The sequence below is a fragment of the Embleya sp. NPDC001921 genome, from assembly GCF_053594475.1.
Window position 1 is genome coordinate 78256 of the sequence record NZ_JBSFEO010000037.1, and the last position, 24172, is coordinate 102427.

Consider the following 24172-nt stretch of genomic DNA (forward strand, 5'->3'; position numbering starts at 1 on the left):
ATGAAGCATGGACTGACAGATTTCAACATCTGTCATTCCATCGTCGTCCGCAGGCGTGCGGGCACGACGAGAGGGAGGGTCGGCGGTTCGAGAGCAAGGCGATGCCGCGCCACGGCTCTCGTTGCCGCGCCACGGGGGCACCGAGGGCGCGGGGGTGCCGGGGCATCAAGCCACCGGGGCGCCAAGCGGGCCGCGATCCGGTCGCGCTCCTGCCGAAGACCGAATCGCCGCAGTTCGGCGCGGCGGGGCACGACTCGGCGCGGCTCGCTCAGCTCAGCGCGGCGCGGCGCGGCGCGCCGCGGCGCGACTCGGCGTGGCGCGACTCGACTCGGCGCGGTCCGTCCGGCACCCCCATCGGGGAGCGCATCCCAGCGCCACACGAACGCGTGACCGCGCAAGGGGCTGTTCCTCATGAACACGGCGGCCCGGCTTCGGCGCGCGCCGCCGGACGTTCGACAACTACGAGGCTCGAACAGCGGGCTCGGCTCCGCCTCGGGGCCGTGCACTCCCAGGGCAGGCAACTCCGCTACCGGCCGCAGAACTTCGTACCACCAGGCCAGGCTTCGGACGCGGCGTCCGGGACGTCGGCCGGGCGCACGCCGACGGACTCACCCAACGCCACCACGAACGGCGCATCCGGCCCGCCGGCAGCGCGCCGCCTTCCGCGGGCCCACGATCACGCGACCCACGACACACGGACCCGCCGAATACGGCACCGGCGAACCGTCGACCACCGCACAGGCAGCCGACACCGCGCCCCGGCGGCCCTCGGCGAGTCCACATCGACATCAATAGGGCAAGGGTCGCCCGGAAGGTGTACGCAAATCCGCCGGCGGCTGCGGCCGCGGGGAAACGGGGCGTTTGACGATCCTGATCCGCGTCATGGCCACGTCCTCCTGGTCGTTCCGGTCTCCGGCGCAATCGCCGTCGTGCGCGCGCCGCGCACTATCTGCTCCTTCGATACCCACCGGGAGCCCCTGAACCCCCACCACCGACGAACAACCGCCACATTCCGCCGGCCGATTCCCGAATTTCCCGCCGCACCACCCCGAATCGCCCTTGCCGACCGGCATCGACACCGGCGGTGGCGCCGGTGGAGGCTTGCGCCCCGCTGGACCTCCGGTCGAACTCATGCCGCTCGCAAGGCGTTTGGCGATACGACCGGGACCGCGACACTGCCGCTGTCCGGTGCCGCGGACGCCGAGTTGACGGCTTGGGTACGGTTCGCCGACGGCAGGACGTCGGACGCGGCGGCCGTGGTCGTACCGGCCGACGCCCTGCCGCCGGCGCTGTTCGCGCGCCGGACCGGGCCCAGGCCGATCCCGTCCGCGGAGTTGACGGTGCACTTCGGCGAGGCCTTGGACGAGGGGCGGTGCCAGGGTGGGCCTCGTTCGGATCCGCACCGAACACGCCGGCCGCGGGTGGGTCATGGACGACAGCGCGGTCCGGACGCCGGACGGCCGCCTCCTCGCCCTCGGCCGCCGGGCCCGCCGCGTCCTGTCCGACTCCGCGCCCGCGGACTCGGCCACCGACTCGCCCGCCGCGATGGCCGCGTCGTCTTGCCGGTTCCCGACCATCCCGGCGGCATCGCTCCGGCCGAAACGCCGAGATCCCGCCCACCCTTGCGGGCGGGCGGGATCTCGGCGGGGTCTGCGGCCCCGGGGCAGGGCGCGTCAGCCGCGCCGCACGCTGCGCTGGGCCGTCTCGACGACACCCGTGACATGCGCCGGGGTCATCTGCAGCAAGCCGCCGACCTGATCGAGCAGCGCCCGCTCGGCCGAACCGATCCCGCCCTCCGCGGCGGCGATCAACGCCGCCCGGGTGAGCAGCCATTCCCGCCCCTGCGGCTGGAGTTGGTCACCGAGCGGGACCAGCACCGGAGGCAACTCGAAGCCCGTACCCACGAGATCCGCGTCCAACTGGGCCACCGAGTACCAGGACACCCCCGCCTCGACGACCGCTTCCGTGGCCACCGTCCGCGCCGCCGTGGACGGCGTACCCGCAACGCGCAGCATGGTCACCGCGAGCGCCCGCATCCCCTGGCCCAACAGCTCGGAGATCTGCGCACTCGTCGCGCCCTGCAACACCGTGTCCTCGAAAGTGCCGCCACAGGTCGCACACTCGACGTGCGTGCCCTGCTCCTTGAACGGGAAAATCGGAATGAAGAACAGCGTGAACCAGCGCCGAGCAAACTTCAGGTGATACTGCCGATCACCCCCGCACCTCGGACAGTGAAAGACGCCCTCGGAAAGCGTCTTGAATATGGTCTTGAAACCCCAAATAAGCATATTCCCAATCCCCGCCGTCAAAGCAACGGCCCGATGCTCCCATACCGCACCCTCCGAACCGATGCGCCGGGTAACGCCCCGAACCTCGAGCGCGGCGGCCCGGCACGCGTGAGCGTCCGGTCGACTCACCACGAACGCCGTGCGGGTCAGGATCACCACCGGGCCGGCCAGGCCGTACGGCACGATGTACCGCATCTCCCCGAACCCCAGCCGCCTGCCCAGGTATTCGGGCGTCCAGCCGACCATCAGACCGCCCACGAACACCGCGACCAGCACCATGACCAACAGGCCGTACAGACCGCTCCCGGTGCCGCCCGGCGCAATATCGCCGAGCATCATCCCAGCCGTCAGCACACCACCGCCCACGCTGGAGAAGCTGTCGCGTGCACCACCCGGGAACCACCCGCCGGTCGTTGCCGCCGTGCCTTGCCGCGGCCACCGCGCTCATCGCGTCCCTCGCCCTCGGCCGCCGCCGCCCTCGCGCCGAACCACCGCGTCCCCGACTTCGGCTGAGCCACGTCGCCGCAAGGCCCACAAGCTCCCGCCGTCGGTCCTGCCACGAAGGCCCGGTCCGGTTCGCCCAGCCCATCGACGTCAGCGGCAGGCCTCAGTGCGCACGAGCCGCCCCAATACCGGCACGCCCGTCGAGCCGCAGGACACAGCCGCAGGACCCTGCGGACGGCCGGCCCGGAAACAAGCAGCGAGTCCACAAGCACCCGAACCTGTGCCTGTCCTCCGACGAGAAAGCGCAAAAACGGTGCCGGTCGAAACTCGACCGGCACCGCCCTCTTACTTCATCGACGTGTCCGAGGGGGGACTTGAACCCCCAAGCCCTTTCGGGCACTAGCACCTCAAGCTAGCGCGTCTGCCAATTCCGCCACCCGGACGAGTGGGCGCAGGGGTGGTGCCCTGCGTGCATGGCAAGGATAGCAAGGTTCAGGAGGGCTTTGCGACACGGTTACCTGTTGGTTGGTTTGGTCGGCTCCGGTGGGCGTTTTGTGGGGATCAGGTGGTGGGTGTGGGTGGCGGTGTGGCGGGTGAACATTCCTGGGAGGAGTCGATCGGGAGGGGAATCCCATGCAGCTCGGCAGGCCGGTGGCGACGGGTGTGGTCGTGGAGCGGGTGACGCGGGTGGAGGAGGAGCGGGAGCGGGACGTGGTGGCGCCCGGGCCGAAGGAGGGTCGGGGGCCGGATGGGCCGGCCCCGGCGGTGCCTGCGGTGGAGGTGCCGCCGGTGGTCGCCGGGCGATGATCGGCCGGCGGCGGCTGCCCGAGGAGCGGCCGGGCGTCGCACCCGTGGGGTACAAGGTCGCGGCGTTGTTGTTGTCGGTGGACGGTGATCGGGCGAGCTTCGCCGGCGTGTCGATCGGGCGCGCTCAGCCGTACGAGGTCGAGGCCGAGGCGCGCTGCGCGTACGGGCGGCGGCATCGGCCGCCGGCGGCGCGCTGCGACTGCGGGTTCTATTGCCTGCATGCCGAATCGGACGCGCGCGAACTGATGTGCGTCACGGAGTATCGGCACGCCGCGCTGTTGCGGGTGGACGTGCTGGGCGGCTATATCCGCTTCGAGCGCGGTTTCCGGTACAGCCGGCAGCGGGTCACCTCGGTGTGGGTCGGGGCCTGCGGGTGCGGCAATCCGGCCGAACTGCTGGTCGACGCCGGTACGGGGGTGGTGGGCCGGCGCGGCCTGGTCGGCAGTTGTACCGGGTGTGCGTCCGGGCGGGTGGGGTTGTCGTTCGGGTCGTACGCCCGCCTCGCCGGGGTGCCGGTGGCCGCCGACGCCAGTCCGTACGTGCGCGGCGAGTACGAGATCGTGCCGCAACTGGTAGCCGAGGTCACCCTGCTCCAGGCCCGGCTGGACCGCTGTCAGGAGCAACTCGGTCGGCTGCTCGGATCGGATCCGTGAAGGAGCCGCCGAGAATGAGTCCGGTGCGGCGGGTTGCTCCGGTGAGGTCGGTGGGTTCTGCGCTTCGCGTGCGAGCCGGGAGCCTTGAGGCGCCTATGCGGCGTGCGCGTCTTGAGTGTTGTGTGCGCTGCTTGTGTCGTGCGCGTTGCCTGCGTCGTGCGTCTTGCCTGCGCCGTGCGCGTTTTCTGCGTCCTGTGGGTTCCGTGCGTCCGACGGGCCCAGCGCCCGGCGACTCCGGCGGGCCCGGCGACTCCGGCGAGCCCGGGATGAGCCCCCGCCCATGAGCGCCCGCGAGGACGCGTCCGGTCCGCGTGCCCTGCTGGTGGGCTGGGGGCTGTTCCTCGGCACGGTCGTGCTGGTCCTGGTGGACTGCACCGTCGTACTCGCCGGCTACTGGAACGCCACCAGCGACTGTCTGGAGCGGTGGGGCTGCCGCGAACCGGCGGTCGGCCCGGCCGACGGCTCGCTGCTCGCCTTCGGGACGAGCCTGCTCGCGCTCTTCCTGGTCGCGGTTTCGACGGCGTTGCCGAGAGTGGGGCTGCGCGGCGTACGGCGCTGGCTCGGCCTGGTCACCGTGGCCGGCCAACTGATCGGTGTCGCGACGGTGGTCGACGCCACGGGGTGATCGGGAAGGATCTCCCGGGGCCACCTGTTCTCGCTCGTGTGACCGAGATGGTGAGTGTGACGACGACAGGCACCGGGACGTCGACCACGGCCGCGAGCACCGGTCCGCCCCACACGCGCCCCGTCCACGAAGGTGTCCTCGACGTCGTGGTCATCGGCGCCGGACAGGCCGGGCTGTCCGCCGCCTACCATCTGCGCCGCTCCGGCCTGTCGTTCGTCGTACTCGACGCCGACGAGGGCCCGGGCGGAGCCTGGCGGCACCGGTGGCCCACGCTGCGGATGGAAGCCGTACACGGGATCCACGAGCTTCCCGGCCTGCCGGTACCGGAGATCGCCCCGACCCGGCCCGCCTTCGAGGCGCTGCCCGAATACTTCGCCACCTACGAGCGCGCCTTCGACCTGAACATCGTGCGCCCCGTAACCGTCACGGCCGTGCGCTCGACCCCCGCCGCGGGCGCAACTCCCGCCCCCGGCACGGCTGCCCACCCGACCTCCACCCCCGGCACACCTCCCCTCGACACACGCCCGCACAGCACCGACCCGCATACCACCGCCCCGCCTGACGCAACCACAACGACGCAACCCCCCGCCCCCGCCGACCTGTTGACCATCGAAACCGACCGGGGCACCTGGACCGCCCGCGCCCTGATCAACGCGACCGGGACGTGGCGGCACCCGTTCATCCCCTACTACCCGGGCGCCGGCGAGTTCCGCGGCCGGCAGTTGCACATGGCGGACTATCGCGGGCCGGCCGAGTTCGCCGGACGGCATGTGGTCGTGGTCGGTGGCGGTACGTCCGCCATCCACGCGCTCGCCGAAATCGCCGAGGTCGGCACCACCACATGGGTCACCCGTCGGCCGCCGGTGTTCCGCGACGGGGAGTTCAGTGCCGAGGTCGGTCGATCCGTGGTCGCCCGGGTGGAGGAGCGTGTTCGTGCGGGGCTTCCACCGGAGAGTGTGGTGGCGGTGACGGGGCTGCCGCCGACGGCCGCGGTACGTGCCGCGCGAGAGCACGGGGTGCTGACGCGACTGCCGATCTTCGATCGGATCACCGCTCTCGGAGTGGAGTGGGCCGACGGCTCCTCGGTACGCGCCGACGCCATCGTGTGGGCGACCGGATTCCGCGCGGCGCTGCGGCACTTGGCGCCGCTGGAGCTGCGCGAGCCCGGCGGCGGGATCAGGATGGACGGCACGCATACCGCGCGCGACCCGCGCATCCACCTTGTGGGGTACGGTCCTTCGGCAAGCACGATCGGTGCCAACCGGGCCGGCCGCGCCGCCGTGCACGACCTGAAAGCACTGCTCTCCACCGAGAGCACCGCTCACATCGCGGCCTGACCCCCGAGCCCGTCCGCGAGAGCCTCGTGCACGCAGCACCACGACACGGCCCGCACACGCATCACCGCACGTGCTCGCACCAGCATCACCGCACGTGTCGAAGCGCCCGTCGACGTCACTCTCCGCACATGCAAAGGATCTTGCGCCGGCGACGCCGATGCGGCATAACAATGATCACGCAACGGGTGGGAGACCAGGTGCCGCAGGATGTGCTGTTCTCGATTCCGTTCGAGGCCCCGATCAGTCCGTACCTGGACCAGGCACGGAGCCGCCACCTCGACTGGGTCCGCGACCGCGGCCTGATCCGCACCGACACGGGCCTGCGCGAATACGCCTCGTGGGACCTGCCGGAAGCCGTCGGCCGTACCTACCCGCACGCGTCGCCCGACGACCAGTTCATGCTGATGAACTGGTTCGCGCTGGCCTTCCTGTTCGACGACGACTGCGACGCCGACCCGGACGCCGACGCCCGCACCAGAGCCCAGTCCCGCACCGACGCCACCCCCGGCGGCGGCGCGACCGCCCGCCCGCGGACCCCCGAACGCCCGGACCGCGTCGCCGAGATCGCCCGCGAACTGATCACCATCCCGTTCCGCGAACCCGGCACCCCGCCCGACCTGGTCTCCCCGATCACCCTGGCCTGGTCCGAGGTCTGGGCCTCGATGTCCGACGGCACCTCGGTCACCTGGCAGAACCGGTTCGCGGCAAGCTGGGCCCGGTTCCTCGCCTCGCACGCGTCCGAGCTGCGGATGAGCACCTCCCGGGCGGTGCCCGATCTGGACAGCTATCGCGTGATGCGCCGCAACACCGCCGGCATACCGCACTCGCTCGACGCGATCGAACGCAGCCGCAGGTTCGAGGTGCCCGCCCAGATCCAGGCACACCCGCTCATGCGCAGACTGCGCGAGGCCGCGACCGACACGATCGCCTACATCAACGACATCCAGTCACCGGGCCGCCGCGGCCGCCGGGTCGCGTCGCACAACCTGGTCGTGGTCCTGCGCGACCGGCTGGACTGCTCGTACGACGTCGCCCTGCGCGAGGCGACCAGGATGACGTACGAACAACTCGACACGTTCATGACGCTCCAGGCGTACATGCCGCAGATCTGCGGCGAACTCGGCCTGGGCACGACCGAACGCATCGCCGTCGAGATGAGCGTCGAGGGGATGCGCAACTGGATCCGCGGCTACTACGACTGGGGCCTGCGTTCCGCCCCCTACACCGCGCCCGACGTCGTCCCGGACGAACCCGCGCACGGCTACGCCGACGACCCGCACAACCCGGCCGCCACCCACCTGCGCACGCGGACGGCCTGACGCCGCTTCGGGAAGTACCGCACCCACGCGCCCACTTCCGGACGCCGCCCGACGAACACCCGCCTCCGCGGCGCCTACTGCGGCGGCCCCGGATCCGAGTGCGCCGCACGCGCCATCCACCCCTGCGTCTCGATCGAGATGACGTTCTCGCACCGCTCCACGAACCGCGCCTCCTCGGCCGGATCCAGCGGCATCCGCGCCACCCGGTCGTCGCGCAACCGGCGCAACTGCTCGGCGGTCCGGGCGAACGAGATCAGGTTCTCCTGGTACCGAACGCCGTATCCGTACAACATCACCGACGCCGAGACCGTCGTGACCACCGGCACCCACGCCCCGAGCCGACCACCGCCCACCGTGCCCGCCACCGCCGCCAGCGCCATGCCGGTGAGCGCCAACACGAACTCGGCGAACTGGATCCGGGTCAGCCCCCGCCGCATCCGCGACACCTGCGTCCGGTAGTAGCCGTCCGCCTGAGCGTCGATCCGCTCCCGCACATAACCGTCCACATCGTGCACGGCCGGCGGCGCCGGCTGCCGCGCCGGATCCAACGACGGCAGCAGGCCCAGCAGTTCGCTCGCCTCGTCCTCGAAAAAGGCACGCCGTGCGGACAAGCGTGCCCGCCGCTCGGCCACTCCGCCCGGGTACGGATCACTCACCGTCAGGTAGAGGTAGACCTCGCTCTTGAGCCCCTCGCTGACCGAACGCAGCCGAGTCCAGGCCTCGATCCGGGCCGGGGGCAACCGCAGCGACGTCACCAGTGGCACCAGTCCCACACACAGCGCGCCGATCAGCGCCAGCACCTTGCCCGGATCGCCGGACACCTGCGTGCCCGCCGTGACCGATACCGCGCCGGACACCCCCAACACCAGCCGGACCAGCCGCCATCGCTGCACCGACGCCTTGGCCGCCGACGCGGCGAGCGACCAGCGGCGCTGCGCGTGCCAGGTCTGTTCCAGCACCGGATCCGTACCGACGGTCACGCGGGCCTCCTGGGCGGATCGGGTCGTTCCGGATGTCCGGCCAGGTGCATCGCCCGGCCGTGCGTACGCCTCAACTCCTTTTCACCGGACGGCGTCAACGGTGCCAGCTCGATCGCCTCGATCGGTCCGCACGCGCCGACCCGGTCGGTGAGGAACAACAACAGCAGGCACGGGAACGCCACCCGCAACTCGCGCACCAATGCCGCGTCCGGCAGGTGCCGGATGACCACCACGATCGGTCCGGTCTCCAGCGCGTGCGCCTCGATCACATCGCGGAACCCGGCCTCGCCCTCCAACTCCGGGTCGTCGTAGCCGTCGTAGTCCAGGTACCCCGCCACCGCGTCCCGGATCGCGGCGATCAGACCCGCCGCCATCCGGGCGCCGGCCGGCACCGTGACCTCCAGGTGCGGCCACGGACGCGGGTGTCCGCTGGCCCGGAGCAGGTACGCCCGCAGGGTCCCGTCCCGCGTCGCGGTGAGCACGGCGACCTGTCCGTCCTCGCGCCCGCGCAACTCGCCCAGTTGCGCGGCGGCCAGGGTGGGCACCCGCGCGTACACCACGCTGAGGTCGGCCACCGTGACCGCCGGCTCCGACCGCAGCACCGGCAACACCTGCCCCAACGCCCGTACCAGCGGATCGGGTTCGCGCCGGGGCGCCGGAGCGCGCTCGGTCAACAGTGCCTCGCTGAGCCGCTCACGGAGCACTTCGCGGTCCAGCCGCTCACGCACCCCCAGCACCTGCGCGGCGGCCCGCAACGGGCCCTCGTACGCCTCGCCCAGCGCGGCGGTCACCGCGTTGCGCGTGGGCGAGGAGCGGTCCAGGTGCCACAACCGGATCTGCGCCAGATCCGCACACAGCTTGGCCGGCAGCCGACCGCCGGCGATCTCGTCGTCGGCCCAGTCGCACATGTCCACCTCCCCGAGATGGATCGCCTTGAGCGCACTCGCGGCCAGATCGACGCGGCGTACGTCCGGTAACTTCAGTGCGATGAAGCGGTATCGCGCGTCCGCCCGCCGCCGGCCGTCCGCGATGCTGGCCTCGTAGCCGACGTTCGCCGACTCCAGCGCGTGCCGGGACAGCAGCAGCACGGTGGCCTGACTGCCGTGCAGTTCCAGCGCGATCTCCTGCTGCCATCCGTCGCCGCTGCGCAGGAAGTCCTTGTCGTACACGGCCTCGAAGCCCTCGGCGCTCAACCGCGCGACCAACGCTTCGCGCGCGTCCAGGCATCGGCAGCAGACCTGTCCCGGCTTCGCCCGCGTGCTGTGGCTGACGAAGATCCGCGGCCGGGGCGCCGGGGCGGCACCCGGCCGGTCGAAGACGTGATGGGCCGTCACGATCGGCTCGCGTAGAGCTCATTGGACGTCAGCAGCCGGAACCAGCGGTATTCGTGGGCGGCGAGGGCGATCATCGCCGGCGACTTGTCGCCGAGCGCGCGCGCCGGTTGCGTCCCCGAGAGATCCAGCAGGTCCACCAGCCTGCCGGGCGGCAGACTGGGCGTGGTCAGCGCGACGGTGCCTCGCCGCGTGCCGAGATTCGCCACGCAGACCACGATGTCGTCCTCGTGTCGCCGCGACAGCACGACGACGTCCGAGTCGCCCGACCCCAGTCGGGTCGTGGTGCCCCGGGCAAGTGCCCGCTCCCGCCCGCGCACCCGCAGCAGCGCGGCGACGGCGTCGCTCGGGGGGCCGACGGGAAGCCCGGCCACGGCTCGAAGTCCCGGTAGCGCGAGCGCGATCGAAGCCATCGCGCCCGCACGCGCCGGGTCACTCCCGATGCCGGTCGACAGCGACAGGGTCCAGTCGGGTACGGCGTCCGCCAACGGTGCGTGGGTCGCCAAGAGCCCCAGCGCCTGCGGCACCGACCGAGTGCCCTGGGCGAGCACAAGATGGCAACACTCGTCGCCGGCCCGCGGTTCCGGCTCGCCGACCGCACCGCGATCGAGCACGAGCACCCGTCCCGCATGTCCGTCGACCAACCGCCGCAGCGCTCGCAGGAATTCCACCGTCGGGTCGTCCCGGCCGGTGCAGGTTTCGCCACTCGGACCGCGAGGCGCCGGCAACACCCGGACTCCCGCGGCACCCGCCGCCAGCAACTCGGCGCAATGCCGCAACAAGCGGGATTCCCGGTCGTTCCGGGCGGCGTCCGAACCGGGTGTGACGTTCACGTCGACCAGCATCCTGATCCCGGCCGCCCTCGCCGCGCGCAGGATCCCCCCGGCCGCCATCGAGCCGGGGCGCCCGGGTGTCGGCTCCCGCATCGGCACGGGCAGACATGCGCAGCCGATGCCCGAGCGCACGAGGGACTCCAGGTCCCCGGCACGCACGGGCATCGTGCCGACCAGGGTGTCCCGTAGCCAACCCGTCTCCGGGTCCGTGTTCCGGGTCGGCGTGAGCAGCACCGTGCGGCCGTCCTCGGCCCGCAGTTCGACCGGGCCACCCCGGCCGACCACGGTGAACGCCCACAGGCCCGCCGCCGAGACACTCGCCGCCGGGAACGGGAGCGGCACTTCGCGCATCCGACCCGACATCGTCGCGCCGTCCCATCTCAACAGCCGGCCCGACCGGTCCACGGCCGCGGTCCTGGACCCACCGCGGCTGATCGCGACGGACACGATGTCCGTGCTCAGGCCGCCGCCCCGGACGACATGGGTCGTGTCGGCGGTGGGCATCAGCACGAGTTGCGGCCCGGTCTGCGCGAGGAGCAGCGGACGGCCGCCGTGCGCGCTGGTGATCGCGGTCACCGGCAGCACGTCGGCGCGCGCCTCGGACCGGGTCGCGCCGCCTCCCGCGAGGTCGACGAACTCCGGTTCCGCGCTGCCGCGCACGATCACCAGCTCCGACGACTCGGGCCCGACCCAGATCCGCAGGCCCACTTCGGCAGACCGGGACAGGTACGTCGGGGCATCCGTCGGCGCGTCCGGCCGGACCGTACACACACCGCGCTCGTTCGCCACGACCACACACGGCGTCGGCGACGAGGGGTCGGGTGTGGCGACGACCGCGTCGCGAATCTCCCCCAGGCCGCCGATGGACACCGTCTCCGCCCCTTCGGTCCGCACGACGAGCAAGTGATCGTCGGCCACCAGCAGGACCGTCCCGGTCCGGTCATCGGCCGCCAGCAGGCGCGGAGTTCCCCGCAGCGGTACGGTCCGGCGCAGCTTGCCCTGCCACAGCAGCAGTTCCGTCCCCTCGCCCGCCCGACGCAGCACCGCCCGGAGCCGGCCGTCCGCCCACGCGCCCGCGGCCCCGAAGACCGTCTGCGTGTTGGTGAGTCGGCGGCTCGTCCGCGGATCCCGGTCGGTGGACGTCGCGGCCAGTTCGGCGAACACAGCGACCGGCACCCGCACCGACTCGGCAGCCCCCATCTCCACCGTATGGCCCTGTGTCGTGACCTCTCCCGGCCCCGCCAGCTCGACCCGTATCCGTTCCCCGCCCGGGACTTCCAGCACCCGTGAGCCCGGTGCCGGCGGGCGGCTGAGGGTCAGTCCGGCATCGTCCAGATACACCCCGAGTTCCACGTGGCCCCGCACCGGCGTGCGGGTCACGGCCGTCCGTGCGGCTGCGGAACGGGCCGTTCCGTGCCGCTGGACCACCCAGTCCGGCGGATCGACCGCGAGCCGGGCCGCCGCCGAGATGAGCAGTGTGCGGGCGAGCGCTCCGGCCGCGAGTACCCGGGGCAGCCTGGGCAGGAAGTGCACGAGCCAGCGGGCGAGATCGTCCGCCGACGCACCGTCGGGCGCCCCGGCCGAGATCCCGGCGGCGAAGCCCGCCAGTTCGGCTTCCGTGTCCACCCACCGCACACCGGCGTCGGCCAGCGCGAGTCGCGTGTAGCGCCGGACCAACTCCGGAGCGTCGCGCTGCATGTCCTCGGTCAGGTCGAGCACCGCCTTCCACTGCCATCGCTCCCGGGCCAGTTCGTGCCGCAACCCGGCGGCGATCAGCGGATCGAGCACGAGCGCCCGCGCGTCGGCGGACTCGATCAGCGGCGAGAACCAGAGGTCCGCCTCCAGTCCCGCCGCACTGGCCGGAACGAACGTCAGCCGCGCCCGCCGAACGAACGCCGGGGCGGCGTGCGGGGCCAGGCACAGGGCTCGGGCCAGTGTGTACAACGGCGGATCCGCCTCGGCCAGCCACCGCAGATAGCGAAGCTCCGCCGATCCCTCGGCTTCGACGCCGTCCGACGCGATGTCGAGGTGCGGCGGGTCGCCGCCGCCGTTCGGGCGTGCGTCGCGGTCGGGTTCCGGTCGGCCGCCGCGGCCGAGTTCCGGGCGTGCATCGCGGTCGGGTTCCGGTCGGCCGCCGCGGCCGAGTTCAGGCGGGACTTCGCGGCCCGGATCCGGGCGCGCGTCGAAGGGCTCGTGTGGACCCGTCATCGCCGCACCCCCTCCCCCGCCCGCCGACTCTCCCGCCACGCCGCGCGAAGCGAGGTCCGCCGATCCAGTGGCACCATCGCCACACGTCGGCGCAACACCCACGGATGCGCCCGCGCCTCGTACGGCGTCAGGCACACCACCGGACATCCGGCACGACGTACCGCGTCGATCCAATCCCGCCACTCGGCCGCACCGGCCGCGGCGGCGGCGCTGAACGGGAGCCTGCGCAGGCCCAGATCCGACACCAGCACCACAGGCGTACCCGGCGCGGGCGCCCGGTAGGCCACCGGCCCACGGCGTCCCACCGCGCGCACGCCGCGCCTCGGGGTGCCCTGAAAGCGCAGCACCTCGACCCGGCCCCGCCCGACCACCGCGTCCGCGAGTTCGCGCAACCATCGCTGGTCGGATCGGAAGGGCCGCATCGACTCGCCGCCGTCCAGCAGGAGTTGAATGCCCAGCCGCGTGGTCGGCCGTGCTCGAAAGGGAAGCCTGCCAACCAACCCGCGATCGACCATCCCGCGAATCAGCGCACGTTCGTCCAGTACGCGACCGATCACGTCGGTCGACGTCGCCGCGAACATCACCCCCGGCGCCCAACGCCTCGGCCACACGGGTTCGGGCGTATCACCGTCCGCGCCGGAGTCCAACAGCCGTTGTACGTCGGCCTCATCCGACTCGGTCGCCACGACCCGGCCCGCACCCGGCCTCGGCTCACGCAGCACCAGCAACGAGCAGCCGCCGTCGGCCTCCCGCCACGGCGGCGCGGGCGCGCTGACGGCCACGGGAGGATCGACCCGGGCCCCCTGCGGCTCGTCGGGGCCCTCCGCCGGCGCCGGGGTCCGATCCGAAGTGCGTCCCGGCTGTGCCGAGTCGGCCGGTGCGGACAACCCCAGCACCCGGCCGATCTCCATCGCCGTGTCGACCTCGGTGACCTCCAGCGCGACGATCGCCCGGACCAGGTCGCCGAGATGGACCTGCCCCCGTCCGGCGCTCACCCGTGTGGCCTCGCGCTCCCTCGGCCCTTGCTCAGTGCGACCTCCACGACCAGGTCCCAGGTACGGCTGCCCGCGGTGACGCCCAGTTCGTGGCACGCGCGCAACGTGTCGAGGAACTCGGCCGTGCTCGGGCCCGGAGCCGACTCGGATTCGTTGGCGATCTTCAGCAGGTGGTCGGCGACCTGCTCGGCCATGGATTCGTCACAGGCGTCCCCGAGATGGCCGCGCGCCACCTTCAACAGATGTGCGCGGTCCGGGGCTTCGAGGGAGAGCAGGATGCAGCGGCGGACGAACGGCGCGGGCAACTCCCGTTCGTTGTTGCTGGTGATCACCACCAGCGGCTCGGCGCCCGGGCGCGCCCGCACCTCCTCGCCGTCCGGGCCGGTGAAACGCAGCGTGTCCAGTGGCACCAGCAGGCTGTTCGGCAGGTCCGGATCGGCCTTGTCGATCTCGTCGATCAGCACCACGGACAGCGGAGCGGGACCGGTGTGCCGGCCGTACAGCGGCCCGTCCTCCGGCGCCCGCGTGGCCCGCCCGGGCGCGGTGCGATACGGATCGAAGGCCTTCCACAACACGCCCTGCGCACAGTAGGCGCCGATCGTCGGCGCGACCTCGCGGACCTGCGCGTCGTTGAGCCGGCGGAGCGCGTCGAACCGCCAGAGCAGGTCCTCGGGTTCGGTGCGCGCGGTGATCACCTCGGTGTGGCAGACCCGCCCCAGGTGACGCGCGACGTTCGGCGCGAGCGTGGACTTGCCCGACCCCGGAGGCCCGAAGACCAGCAACGGCCGCCGCGTCGCCAGCGCGACGTTCACCGCGAGCACGATGCGCTCGTCGTCGAACACGTATACGCCGTGGTCCGACGTCGTCCCGCCGTCTCCGAACTCCGGTGCGGACGCGGGAGGAGGCTGCCGGAACGGGTCGAACGCCATGGCTTTGGACACGTCCCCAGTGTGCCGCCCGACCGGGTGCCTCGGTACGGATTCCGGCACAAGGGGGCGCGATCCGAACCCGGTTCGATCCCGGTTCGATCCCGGTCCGACCCGGGTTCGACCCCGATCCGGCCCGGATCCGTCCCGGCCCGGTGCCCGATCCGGTGCCGGGACGGCGTGGGATTCCACCCGGATGGCACAGCGGCGGCGTGCGAGTCCCGCGGGCCCGGTGCCGAGTCGCTCGTCGGTCTGACAGGATCCGATGCCGTGCGGATATCTCCGATCCATCTCGACGCGGACACCGCCGGCGTGCTGCGCCGCGACCGACTCGTGATCGCGGTCGCGTTCGTGCTCACCGCCGGCGCGTTGTCGTGGCGGGTGGGCATCCAGGCGGTGCTGCCCGCCTTCCTGGTCTTCGCGTTGCTCGCCTCGGCACTCGTGGTGTGCGACGCCCGGCTGATGCGGCTGCCCGATCCGCTGACCCTGCCCGGCTATCCCGTGCTCGCCGCGCTGTTGCTCGCCCCGCTGGACTGGGACGCCTACCTGCGCGCGCTGTTCGCGATGGCCGCGGCGTACGCCCTGCACCTCGTGCTCGCGCTCTGCGGTCTGGGCATCGGCTTGGGCGACGCCAAGGCGGCCGGCCTGGTCGGCCTGGTGCTCGGCTGGCTGTCCTGGTCCGCGCTCGTACAGGGGCTGGTCCTGGCGTACGTCTGCGTGGGCCTGTACGCGATCGCGCTCGCCGCGACTCGGCGCGCCGGTCGGGGCAGCGTGGTCCCGTTCGGCCCGTTCCTGCTCGGCGCGGCCGTACTCGTGCTGTTGATTCGCGGGGCCTGACCGGGCCCGGTCGACCCGGCCCGCCTCATGCCCGATCCGGCCCGCGTCATGCCCGATCCGGCGGGCGGACCGGCGAACCGCGCCGATCCGCCCACCGTCGGGTCAGTCGTCCAACAGGTCCCGCAACAACTCCACGGTGAGCGGCTCGGGTTCCGCGCCGAGGCCGGCGAGCAGTCCGTCCAACCGGTCGACGTAGTAGTCCAACTCGGCACGATCGCCGGTTATGTGCGTCGCCCGGAACATCGTGCGGTAGAGCATCTGCGACTCCGGGCACACCACCAGGCCGACGGAACAGGCGCGCTTGGCGGCCTGCGGGTCGTGGTTGTCCAGGTGGTAGTCCGCCAGTCGGGCGGCCACGTCGACGATCTCGGCGATCATCTGCTGACGGAACGGCTCGGCCCAGACGTAGCGACGCGGGCCCACCCCGTCGAACGGCGCGTCGCGCACTATGTCCAGGGCCCTCGCGTAGTCCATCGCCACCTCGTGGTTCCCGTACAGGCCGGGCGCCACCAACTCACGGAAGCGGAACCAGTCGCACGCGAAGCCCGGCCCGAAGGCGTAGCCCTCGCCGCCGACCGCCGCCGGCAGGTGGCTCGTACCGTCCTGGCCGATGCCCACCCAGCGGCGCAGTTGGCTGATCGCCGAGTTGCGCGCGGTGGCGGTGACCCCCAGCGGCCAGACCGCGGCGTCGAGTTCGGTCAGCGGACGGCCCGGGTGCAGCGCGATCCACGCCGCGAGTTCGGTGAGCCGTGCGCGTCGGCCGTGCTCGACCTCCTCGCCCACGCCGATCAGATCGACCTGGCCCAGGATCCGGATCTCCGGGTAGGTCGGCGCGAAGCCCTCCGAGGCCTGACCCGGCGCCGCCGGCGCCTCGGCCGGGAGCGCGGCGACCGGCGGCGCGACGTCCCACGTCGAGCCCACTTCCGGGGCGTCCACCACGGCGGCCTCCGCCTCCGGCGCGACCACGAGGAACATGCCGGAGTCCTCGGCGGTCAGGCCCTCCTGGACGGTCAGGCCCTCCTGCACCTGCCCCGGCGCGCCCCAGTACTCGGCGGACGGCATCTCGACGCCGCCCGCGACGCCATCCGCCGTCCGGGGCACCGCACGGGCCTGCTCGGCCGGCGCCGGGGCGGTGCGCCCGCGCTCGCCGCCCTGCATCAGGTCGACCTCGTCGTCCGGGCCCAGGACCTGGACCCCAGGACCGGTGAGCACGTCGGCCCGAACGCCCCCGTGCCCATTGGCGGCGTGGGCCGGGTAGGCCGCGTAGGCGCCCTCCGGGGCCTCCTCGACATCCCACGGCGCGGCTTGTTCTCCGGTGCTGGTCCGAGCCTCGATCGGCACTGCTGTTCCCTCGTCCGGGGCCTCTGCGGCCGCCACCGAGTCGGCCGGTCGTCCGGCGTCCCCGGCGGGTGCGTAGGGGTGGTCCTCGGGATCGTCCACCCCTTCGAGTCCTATTTCGTCGTGCCCGGTGTCCTCGGGCGTCCGCTCGTCGACCAACGGGTCGTGCGCGGCGCGCCGTTCCGGAACCACGGGCATTCCGAACACCGGTTCGCCGAGGGTCGAGTCCGCCGGGTCCGCCGCCTCGGACACCGCGGTCCCGAGCGCGGCCACCTCGAATTCCACCGTCCCCGGGGCCGCTTCCTGCCGGTCCGGCGTGGCGACGACGGCCTCCTGGGCGTTCGGGTCGGCGTACACCGACCCGGTGCGGACCGACCCCTCGGCGGCCGGCTCCTCGAAGGATGGCGTCACAGGCGCTTCGCCGCCATATGGCGGATGCGCGTACGGCGGTTCCGCATAGGGCGGTTCGGCATATGACTGTTGCGGGTACGCGGGTTCCGTGTCGGTCGATTCCCCGGCCCGCACCTCGGCCGCCGGCCCCGCCGCGTCGGCGGGTTCCGAGTACGCCGGCGGCTCCGTCGGGCCGATGTCCGGACCGACCACCGGCGGCTGGAACAATTGAGGTTCGTAGGGGCGCTCGACGTCGTCGGGGGACTGTGCGTCGTACTCGTGCGGCTCCTCGGGCAGCCAGGGCAGCGGCAGCGAACCGGTGTCCTCGGTCGATCCGAGCCGCCGCTCGATCCGCTCCGGAGGTGCCAACGGCCCTCCGGGGAGCGGGTATACGGCCGTGCCCCAGGATCCGGGACCCGTGCCCGGACCCGAGCCGACCCGCGCGTCCCGTCCCGAACCGGCCGCGGGTCGTCCGGGGGCGGCGAACGCCCGCTCGTCCGGCTCCGGATCGGTGGGATCCGGCTGGTAGTAGCCGGGTACCGGCTCGGCCCCGGCGTCGGCCTCGGTGGCGATGCCGCCGCCCACCCGGGCCGGCCGCTCCATGCCGCCGACCGCGGACCACGCGGCCGTGGACATGCTGCCGCCGACGGACGCGGCCCCCGCGTGCGCCGGTTCCGGCGCGCGCTCGGTGCGCCGCACCGGGATCAGCGGCTCTTCGGCGGGCACGCCGTCCAGGTCCTTGGAGACGGTGAACATGCTCACCAGGGCCTGGTACTGCGGGTCTTCGAGACGCTGCACGTGGACATCGGTGTTGATCCGACTCGGCGTCACCACCCCGGGCATCGTGGGCAATCGGGTCACACCGAGCCCACTGAGCCAGGGCTCGGCGTGGATCGGCGCGATGATCGCGGCGGCCGCGCGCGGATAGGTGTTGGTCAGGCGCTGGATGTGCGCGACGTGCGCCTCGGTCAGCGGCTCCAGGGACAGGACGATCTCCGGCGGCCACGTGTCGGGCAGGATGCCCTTGGTCCGGGCCTGGCGCGGCGAGGTGAGTCTGGCGTCGTCGAGCAGCCCGACCACCTCGTCGGACCAGGTCGCCAACCGGCCCAGCGCCTCGTCCAGCGAGTAGGCGTAGCGCAGTTGTTGCCGGCCCTCGCGCTCCACGTCACGCAACTCGCGCCCGAAGCCGACCACGGTCACACACAGGTCGTCGCTCCACACGTTGGAGAGCAGTTCGACCGCCAGCGCGCGCAGCACCGCGAGGTTGTCCTCACCCGATCCGTCGGTCAGTCCGACCACCCCGAGCGACTCGAGGTCCACCAGCAGTTGCCTGCCGTCGTCGGTTTCGCCGAGCACGGCGAGTGCGGGGTAGGGCGCCGGGACGTTGGCCGCCGCACTGCTGTGCAGCAACTCGGCGTCCGCCGGGCAGGTCCAGTGCATGTGGTCGCCGTGCACCGCCTCGAACGGATACAGCGGCGGTGACGGGGCCGCCAGGTGCAGTTCGAGTTGACGGTCGGTCAGTTGCACCGAGTCGATCAGCGGCAGGGTACGTCCGGTGTCCGACATCCGCGCGCACAGCGTGCGCAGTGTGCGGTCGAACAGGTCGAGCGCGTCCGGGGTTTCGGTGGCCCGCAGTTGTTGTTCGAGGTCGGCGGCCTCCGGCGCGGGCATCGCGATCCGCCGGCCGTCCCGACGCACCGACTGCTGTAGTCGACGGCGCACCAGCAACGCGCCCAGCACCGCCGCCGCGCCCACCGCGCCCAACGCGATGGCGCCGACCGGCAGCGAACGCTCGTCGCCACCCGGGCTGGGCGCCTCGGCGCGGCTCCCGGTGGGATTGCTGTTCTCCGCGTTCTGCTTCGGCGCCTGGCCGGACTCGGCGGGAGCGCTCGGCGCCGCGACCGGATCCTGTTTGGCGATCTGCGGCGGGGTCTCGACGAACGGCTTCTGCTGTTGCTGCGGCTGTTGCTGCTGTTGCTGCTGTGGGGGCGCCTGCTGCTGGGGCGGTTGTTGCTGAGGCGCCTGCTGCTGGGGTGGTGCCTGCTGCTGCGGCGGCTGCTGTTGGGGCGGCTGCTGTTGGGGCGGCTGTTGCTGCTGGGGGGTTTGCGGCTGCTGGGCCTCGGTGCCTCCGGCGCCCGGGATGGAGAGCGTCCAGCCGGGCTCGATCGCATTCGGGTCGGTCAGGGCCGAACCGGTCGGCTGCGGCTTGTCCTTGTTCGCGGCGAAGATCTCGGGGTAGCGGTCGCCGTCGCCCAGCAGTTCCTCGGCGATGTCCGACAGCGTGTCGCCCGGCTTGACCGTGACCGTCTGCGGCAGCGCCTTCCTGTCGTCGCGCCGGTCCCCGGGTCCGGTGTCCGGCGCGTGCGCGGACTTGACCTCGGCGGGCGGCGCCGCATTCGCGGGCAGCGTCAGCACCCAGCCCTCCTCGACATAGTCCGCCGAGTCGAACCGCTGCCCGTTCGCCATCACCTTGCCGTCGTTGAGCTTGGCGATCTCCGTCCACCGTTTGCCGTCGCCCAGCCGCTCCTCGGCGATCGTCCACAACGAGTCGCCGCGCTGAACGGTGTGCGTGGGTCCGGAACCCGTCCCGGGATCCTGTACCCGGACCGGGATTTCCTGCTCGACGGCCCGGCTCGGCGCGCTCGCGACACGCTCCGAGAGATGCGGAGCCGCCTGTGCCTCGCCGGCCGCCAACGCGGTACCGGCGGGTAGCAGCAGCATGATGCCGCCGATCAGCGCACCGGCCGCCTTCTGGCTCCAGCCCAGACCGCGAATCCGCGGCGCGGACAACCCCCGTACCTGCGCCGGGATTTCCACCACCACGGAGATCGCGAAGCACAACCACGCGATCCACGCGATGATCGCGAGCGCGGCGATGAAGCCGCTCCCGTCGTCGGGCTCGGTGAGAATCTTGGTGACCTCGTCCAGCCCCGGCAGGCGGTGCGGCAACAGCGTCGTGGTCGCCACGACGAGCAGCGCCGGCAGCCCGACCAGCAACGCGAGCAGGACGACGAGGCTGAGCAGGCCGCGTACGAAGTCGAAGAGGAAGCGGCCGAGTCCACGGCGTCGGCCGCGGTCGTCGCGGCTGCGAGCGTGCGCCCGGGTACCGGGACCGGAGCCGGGACGAGGGCCTTGGGTAACGGTCACGGTGCGTCCTCCGGGGCTTGGATCCCATGGACGAGCCCGGCACGGGCATGGCCTCTGACGGTGACGGTGGAGACGCCGAAGAAGGCGGCCACCTTGGTCTTGTAGTGAAGCGTCACCCAGACGTCGACGTTGCGACCGTCGGGTGTCACGGTGACGATGGCACCGGGATCGATGGACGCGAGGTACCTGCGCGCCTCGCGCGTGGCGGCCTCCCTCGGCACCACGATCGCGGTGCCCGGAATGGCCTGGGTGGGGTCGATCGCCTGCCCTGCGGCACGGGCGGCTTCCTGCGCGAACGCGTCGGCCTTGGAGTCCGTACGCAACTTGCCGCCGCCGTCCAGGACCAGCCCGACGAGCAGGATGATCACGGCCATCATGATCGCGAGCATGATGGCCAACGAGCCCCGGTCCGAGGGGTGGTCGCCGATGACGCCCTCGGCGTGCGCGCGCGGGCGCCGGCCGGTCGTCACCGCGACCTCTCCCGGTAGGTGTCGATCACGGAGGTGAAACGCCCCTTCATCGTCTTCGAGCCGGGAATGCCGGGGAAGGCGACGTCGGACAGGGACACCTTGCAGGTGACGGTGACCGTGACGGTCGCCGCCGTGCCGACCGGGGCGCGGAAGCCGGCGGTGCTCACGTCGGTGTCGGCCCTGCAGCCGATCCCGTCCTGTGCCAGGGAACGCGCCACCGCCGCCTTGGCGTTCGTCACGGCCTGGTCCGCGTCGCGCGCGATCGACGCCTCCCGCGCCCCCGCCTTCGCGGCCGCGTCCACCCCGTTTCCGGCGAGTGTCGTGCGCCCGAACGCGATGATCAGACACAAGAACGCGATCAACACGGGCGCGAGCACCGCCGCCTCCAAGGCGAACGACCCCTCGTCCGCCCGCGGGCTCCCCCTGTACACCCTTGCCCCCCGGATCCTCATCGGCCCGCTGTCGTCCACCGCTCGACGACGCCGTCCGCGTGCTGCGTGATGGTCAGACTCCCGATCCCCGGCACGACCGACAACGACGTGCCCCGCACGGTCACCCTGATCCGCTCTGCCTGCCGATCCGAAACCACCTTCAGGTCTTTGAGCATTCCCCCGCTGAGGTCCTTCGCCACATCCCGCCCGCGCTGTTCCGCGGCGGGGATGTCGCCGCCGCGACGCCGCGCCTCCTCGACGCTCTCCTTGGCGGCCTGCATCGCCACCTCTCGCGCGTACCACCACAGGCAGCCCTGGATCACCGCGAGCAGGACCAGGATGAACACCGGGAAGATGATCGCCATGGTGATGGACATGCCACCACGATCCGGCCCGCCCGCCTCGCGCAGGCGGCGCCGGATCGCTTCGTACGGGTGGCCGTGGGGCACCTTGGTCACGAGGATGTGGTCCGAATCGCTAGTCGGCGTTGGGGACCGGCTCCTGGTACTTGTCATCGGACTTCTTCAGCCCATCCTGGTATTTCTTGTACATGGTGTAGATGACCGCCGCGACGCTGACCGCGGCCACCATCAGCACCGCGACGATGATCGCCGTCTCGATGCTGACCGCTCCGTGGTCGCGCTCCTTGCGCAGCCGCCGGTAGCGGTCCACCACACCGCCCGTGACGATCAGCACGAAGGCGATCGGGGCGGGGGCCAGTTTGTGTACGGCGGTCTCCACGCGATCGAGCACCGCGGGGGACGAGGAACCGATCTGCATTGCCTGTACTCCTTCCGGAGAACGGCTCGGGGTCCGAAGGTGGTTCATACCGAGAAGCCGATTCGTACCGAGAGACTGATTCGTACCGAGAAGCTGTTTCGTACCGAGAGATTGCTTCGTACCAAGAGGCCGATTCGCGCCAAGGCACCGATTCGTACCGTGAAGCCGGTGCATACCGTGAAGCTGGTTCATACCGAGAACATCCGGGATATCGCCGGGAATCCGAGCAGGATTCCCATGATCACCACGAGCATGGTCCCGGGCACGGTGAGCCGTTCCGAGTCCGCGTTCGCCTGTTCGTGCTCGTTCGCGAGAAGCTCGACGCGCAGCGACTGCGACCTGGCCCGCAACGTGCCGTACACCGCGGCGCCTTCGGTGCCGGCCATCTCGATGATGTCGGCCACGTCGGCGAGTTCGGGAAGGTCGAGGTCCTTGGCCAGGTCGCGCAGTCCGTCCCAGGGGTCGGCGCTGCCCACCCGGGCCCGCGCCAGCGCGTCCTGGATGCGGACGAACGCCCAGCCGTCGCCCACCGCCGCGGCCCGCTCCAGCGCCTCGGCCGGGCCCGCGTCGCCGGCACGGCCGAGCGCGACCAGGTCCAGATAGGCGGCCGCCGCGTGCTGGAACTCGATCCGGGCGAATTTGGCCTGGTCGCGCAGCGCGAAGTCCGGGATGAACCACATCCCCGCCGCCACCGCCAGGGACAGGAACAGCGGTACGTAGAAGGCCACTCCGATACCGGTGGCCACCAGCACCGCGGAGAGCATCGCGGGCAGCAGCAGGCCGAGCAGGGCCAGCAACGCCTTCGTGCGCACGAACTGCGCGACGGTCTCGCCGACCAGGTCGAGTTCACGGTGCGGCACCCGAAAGCCCGGGACCCGTCGGGCCAGCGCGACGAGTTGGTCGTCGTACTTGCTGCCGGTCTGTTCGGTGCGCCGCTTGGGTGCTCCGGAGAGCCGATGCAGCGCATTGCCCAGGTCCGGTGGCGCGGGCCACAGCTCGCGCACGAGCAGCGCGACGCCCGCACCCAGCACGCAACCACTGACGATCATCACGGGTGGGATCACGACCACTCACCCCGCAACACGGGAGCGGTGTGCACGCCGTCCGCCTGTTGTACGTCCACGGCCTGCGCGGCCTTGACCACGCTGCGCGGGTCGGCGACCAGGAACCGGGGCTTGACCCGGTCCGTGGCCAGCGCCCGCATCCACATCAGCGTGCCGACGTAGGCCATCGCCATCAGCAGCAGGACCAGTTGCCCCATCGCGGTCCCGTACGGCTCCGCGTAGCTGCGGTTGATCACCACGACCAGCCCGGTCACCGCGAGCGTGATGTAGGTGATCCAGCGCACCGCCATCCGGGCACCGGCCCGGTCCGCCTCGATCGCCCGGCGCTGACGCACCTCTTCGCGCACCGTCGTGGCCAGATCCTTGAGCGCCATCGCCAGGCCGGGCCCGCGGTCCGAGGCACGCAGGATCAGCGCCGCGGCGATCTTGTCCGCCGTGGCGTCGCCGAGGTCGGCGGCGAACGCGCGCAACGCCTCGTCCGGACGCCACCGCGACTGCAAGCGGCTGACCAGATCGCCGACTTCCTCGACGATCGGCTCCGGACAGGTCGCCCGCGAGGTGAGGATCGCGTTCTCCAGACCCGCGCCCAATTCGATCAGGTCGGCGATCCGCCGGGTCCACTCGGCGAGCGCGTCCAGTCGGTTGATGATGGTGCGATCGCTCTTGGTCGGCGCGAGCAGCCACGGAAGCCCGCTGAACGCGGCGATCACGAGCAGCCCGGCCACCAGGAACCCGGTGAACAGCCAGACCAGGGCCGCCGCCGCGATGCCGATGCCGAGCCGGATCCGGCGCGCGGTGCGCTGTCGGGCGCTCACCGGCCCCGACCGCAACCGCCGTACCGCCAACTCCAGCCGTCCGGGCGGCTTGGGCGTCGGATCGTCGTAGGTGCCGACGAGGCCGACCACCAGACCGATCAGACCGCCGACCAGCAGGCATCCGCACACCGCGACCAACAGCGCGTCTCCCATG

At 72.0% G+C, this 24172-nt stretch carries 19 protein-coding genes, 1 tRNA gene and 2 pseudogenes; 7 read left to right on the forward strand and 15 right to left on the reverse strand.

Translation table 11 applies throughout. The annotated features are described in order from the left end of the window. Positions 1-101: 101 nt before the first annotated feature. Positions 102-1295 (forward strand): annotated as a pseudogene (locus tag ACWCPW_RS35285) (hypothetical protein); the annotation flags it as partial. 378 nt (positions 1296-1673) lie between these two features. Here the strand turns inward: ACWCPW_RS35285 and ACWCPW_RS35290 are convergent. The 3 genes and pseudogenes from ACWCPW_RS35290 to ACWCPW_RS35300 all read right to left on the reverse strand — a co-directional run bounded on the left by ACWCPW_RS35290 (position 1674) and on the right by ACWCPW_RS35300 (position 3175). Further along, positions 1674-2288, reverse strand: coding sequence for a zinc ribbon domain-containing protein (locus tag ACWCPW_RS35290; protein WP_449765694.1), 615 nt, complete (start codon positions 2286-2288; stop codon positions 1674-1676). 117 nt (positions 2289-2405) lie between these two features. Beyond that, positions 2406-2699, reverse strand: a pseudogene (locus ACWCPW_RS35295) (potassium-transporting ATPase subunit KdpA); the annotation flags it as partial. 392 nt (positions 2700-3091) lie between these two features. Then, positions 3092-3175: transfer RNA gene (locus tag ACWCPW_RS35300), tRNA-Leu, on the reverse strand. A 190-nt stretch (positions 3176-3365) separates the two neighbouring features. Here ACWCPW_RS35300 and ACWCPW_RS35305 point away from each other — a divergent pair. The 5 genes from ACWCPW_RS35305 (at position 3366) to ACWCPW_RS35325 (ending at position 7473) form a co-directional block, all read left to right on the forward strand. Next, the gene (locus tag ACWCPW_RS35305) at positions 3366-3539 is read left to right on the forward strand and encodes a hypothetical protein (RefSeq protein WP_449765656.1); all 174 of its coding nucleotides are present in this window, start codon (positions 3366-3368) and stop codon (positions 3537-3539) included. Then, positions 3536-4192 carry a hypothetical protein gene (locus ACWCPW_RS35310; protein ID WP_449765657.1) on the forward strand — a complete coding sequence of 219 codons (657 nt, stop codon included), beginning with the start codon at positions 3536-3538 and terminating at the stop codon, positions 4190-4192. Before ACWCPW_RS35305 ends, ACWCPW_RS35310 begins: the two co-directional genes overlap by 4 nt. A 280-nt stretch (positions 4193-4472) precedes the next feature. Then, on the forward strand, positions 4473-4817 hold the full coding sequence (locus ACWCPW_RS35315; protein ID WP_449765658.1) for a hypothetical protein: 345 nt from the start codon (positions 4473-4475) through the stop codon (positions 4815-4817). A 146-nt stretch (positions 4818-4963) separates the two neighbouring features. Further along, a complete protein-coding gene (locus ACWCPW_RS35320) occupies positions 4964-6154 on the forward strand; it encodes an FAD-dependent oxidoreductase (RefSeq protein WP_449765695.1) in 1191 nt (396 codons plus the stop codon). A gap of 197 nt (positions 6155-6351) precedes the next feature. Then, a complete protein-coding gene (locus ACWCPW_RS35325; protein WP_449765659.1) occupies positions 6352-7473 on the forward strand; it encodes a terpene synthase family protein in 1122 nt (373 codons plus the stop codon). Between the two features lie 74 nt (positions 7474-7547). On the opposite strand, the gene ACWCPW_RS35330 is transcribed toward ACWCPW_RS35325, so the two are convergent. From ACWCPW_RS35330 to ACWCPW_RS35350, 5 genes are read right to left on the reverse strand one after another with little or no spacing between them, the layout of a single operon-like run. Then, positions 7548-8453 (reverse strand): DUF4231 domain-containing protein, encoded by a 906-nt coding sequence (locus ACWCPW_RS35330; protein ID WP_449765660.1) that lies wholly within the window; start codon positions 8451-8453, stop codon positions 7548-7550. Next, positions 8450-9787, reverse strand: coding sequence for a toll/interleukin-1 receptor domain-containing protein (locus tag ACWCPW_RS35335; RefSeq protein WP_449765661.1), 1338 nt, complete (start codon positions 9785-9787; stop codon positions 8450-8452). The genes ACWCPW_RS35330 and ACWCPW_RS35335 overlap by 4 nt, the downstream gene beginning before the upstream one ends. Further along, positions 9784-12825, reverse strand: a complete 3042-nt coding sequence (locus tag ACWCPW_RS35340; RefSeq protein WP_449765662.1) for a hypothetical protein — start codon at positions 12823-12825, stop codon at positions 9784-9786. Before ACWCPW_RS35340 ends, ACWCPW_RS35335 begins: the two co-directional genes overlap by 4 nt. Then, the gene (locus tag ACWCPW_RS35345) at positions 12822-13820 is read right to left on the reverse strand and encodes a hypothetical protein (RefSeq protein WP_449765663.1); all 999 of its coding nucleotides are present in this window, start codon (positions 13818-13820) and stop codon (positions 12822-12824) included. The genes ACWCPW_RS35340 and ACWCPW_RS35345 overlap by 4 nt, the downstream gene beginning before the upstream one ends. Further along, positions 13817-14761, reverse strand: a complete 945-nt coding sequence (locus ACWCPW_RS35350; RefSeq protein ID WP_449765664.1) for an AAA family ATPase — start codon at positions 14759-14761, stop codon at positions 13817-13819. Before ACWCPW_RS35350 ends, ACWCPW_RS35345 begins: the two co-directional genes overlap by 4 nt. Before the next feature lie 255 nt (positions 14762-15016). On the opposite strand from ACWCPW_RS35350, the gene ACWCPW_RS35355 reads away from it, so the two are divergent. Next, the gene (locus ACWCPW_RS35355) at positions 15017-15583 is read left to right on the forward strand and encodes a prepilin peptidase (protein ID WP_449765665.1); all 567 of its coding nucleotides are present in this window, start codon (positions 15017-15019) and stop codon (positions 15581-15583) included. A 102-nt stretch (positions 15584-15685) separates the two neighbouring features. Here the strand turns inward: ACWCPW_RS35355 and ACWCPW_RS35360 are convergent, their stop codons facing one another. The 7 genes from ACWCPW_RS35360 to ACWCPW_RS35390 all read right to left on the reverse strand — a co-directional run bounded on the left by ACWCPW_RS35360 (position 15686) and on the right by ACWCPW_RS35390 (position 24171). After that, complete coding sequence (locus ACWCPW_RS35360; RefSeq protein ID WP_449765666.1) at positions 15686-20458, reverse strand: LysM peptidoglycan-binding domain-containing protein; 4773 nt, start codon at positions 20456-20458, stop codon at positions 15686-15688. Next, positions 20455-20928, reverse strand: a complete 474-nt coding sequence (locus ACWCPW_RS35365) for a pilus assembly protein TadG-related protein (protein ID WP_449765667.1) — start codon at positions 20926-20928, stop codon at positions 20455-20457. Before ACWCPW_RS35365 ends, ACWCPW_RS35360 begins: the two co-directional genes overlap by 4 nt. Continuing rightward, positions 20925-21359: a TadE family protein gene (locus tag ACWCPW_RS35370; RefSeq protein WP_449765668.1), complete on the reverse strand. Its 435-nt coding sequence runs from the start codon at positions 21357-21359 to the stop codon at positions 20925-20927. Before ACWCPW_RS35370 ends, ACWCPW_RS35365 begins: the two co-directional genes overlap by 4 nt. A gap of 17 nt (positions 21360-21376) precedes the next feature. After that, the gene (locus ACWCPW_RS35375) at positions 21377-21817 is read right to left on the reverse strand and encodes a TadE family protein (protein WP_449765669.1); all 441 of its coding nucleotides are present in this window, start codon (positions 21815-21817) and stop codon (positions 21377-21379) included. Positions 21818-21836: 19 nt separating this feature from the next. Then, positions 21837-22139 (reverse strand): hypothetical protein, encoded by a 303-nt coding sequence (locus ACWCPW_RS35380; protein WP_395859596.1) that lies wholly within the window; start codon positions 22137-22139, stop codon positions 21837-21839. A 188-nt stretch (positions 22140-22327) separates the two neighbouring features. Beyond that, a complete protein-coding gene (locus tag ACWCPW_RS35385) occupies positions 22328-23203 on the reverse strand; it encodes a type II secretion system F family protein (RefSeq protein WP_395859597.1) in 876 nt (291 codons plus the stop codon). After that, on the reverse strand, positions 23200-24171 hold the full coding sequence (locus ACWCPW_RS35390; RefSeq protein WP_406299086.1) for a type II secretion system F family protein: 972 nt from the start codon (positions 24169-24171) through the stop codon (positions 23200-23202). Before ACWCPW_RS35390 ends, ACWCPW_RS35385 begins: the two co-directional genes overlap by 4 nt. Position 24172: the final 1 nt, after the last annotated feature.

Excerpts from the sequence above, each read along its gene's own strand:
- ACWCPW_RS35315 (WP_449765658.1), top strand. The coding sequence starts at position 4,473 with ATGAGCGCCCGCGAGGACGCGTCCGGTCCGCGTGCCCTGCTGGTGGGC.
- ACWCPW_RS35390 (WP_406299086.1), bottom strand. The coding sequence starts at position 24,171 with ATGGGAGACGCGCTGTTGGTCGCGGTGTGCGGATGCCTGCTGGTCGGC.
- ACWCPW_RS35380 (WP_395859596.1), bottom strand. The coding sequence starts at position 22,139 with ATGCAGATCGGTTCCTCGTCCCCCGCGGTGCTCGATCGCGTGGAGACC.
- ACWCPW_RS35305 (WP_449765656.1), top strand. The coding sequence starts at position 3,366 with ATGCAGCTCGGCAGGCCGGTGGCGACGGGTGTGGTCGTGGAGCGGGTG.
- ACWCPW_RS35310 (WP_449765657.1), top strand. The coding sequence starts at position 3,536 with ATGATCGGCCGGCGGCGGCTGCCCGAGGAGCGGCCGGGCGTCGCACCC.
- ACWCPW_RS35290 (WP_449765694.1), bottom strand. The coding sequence starts at position 2,288 with ATGCTTATTTGGGGTTTCAAGACCATATTCAAGACGCTTTCCGAGGGC.
- ACWCPW_RS35340 (WP_449765662.1), bottom strand. The coding sequence starts at position 12,825 with ATGACGGGTCCACACGAGCCCTTCGACGCGCGCCCGGATCCGGGCCGC.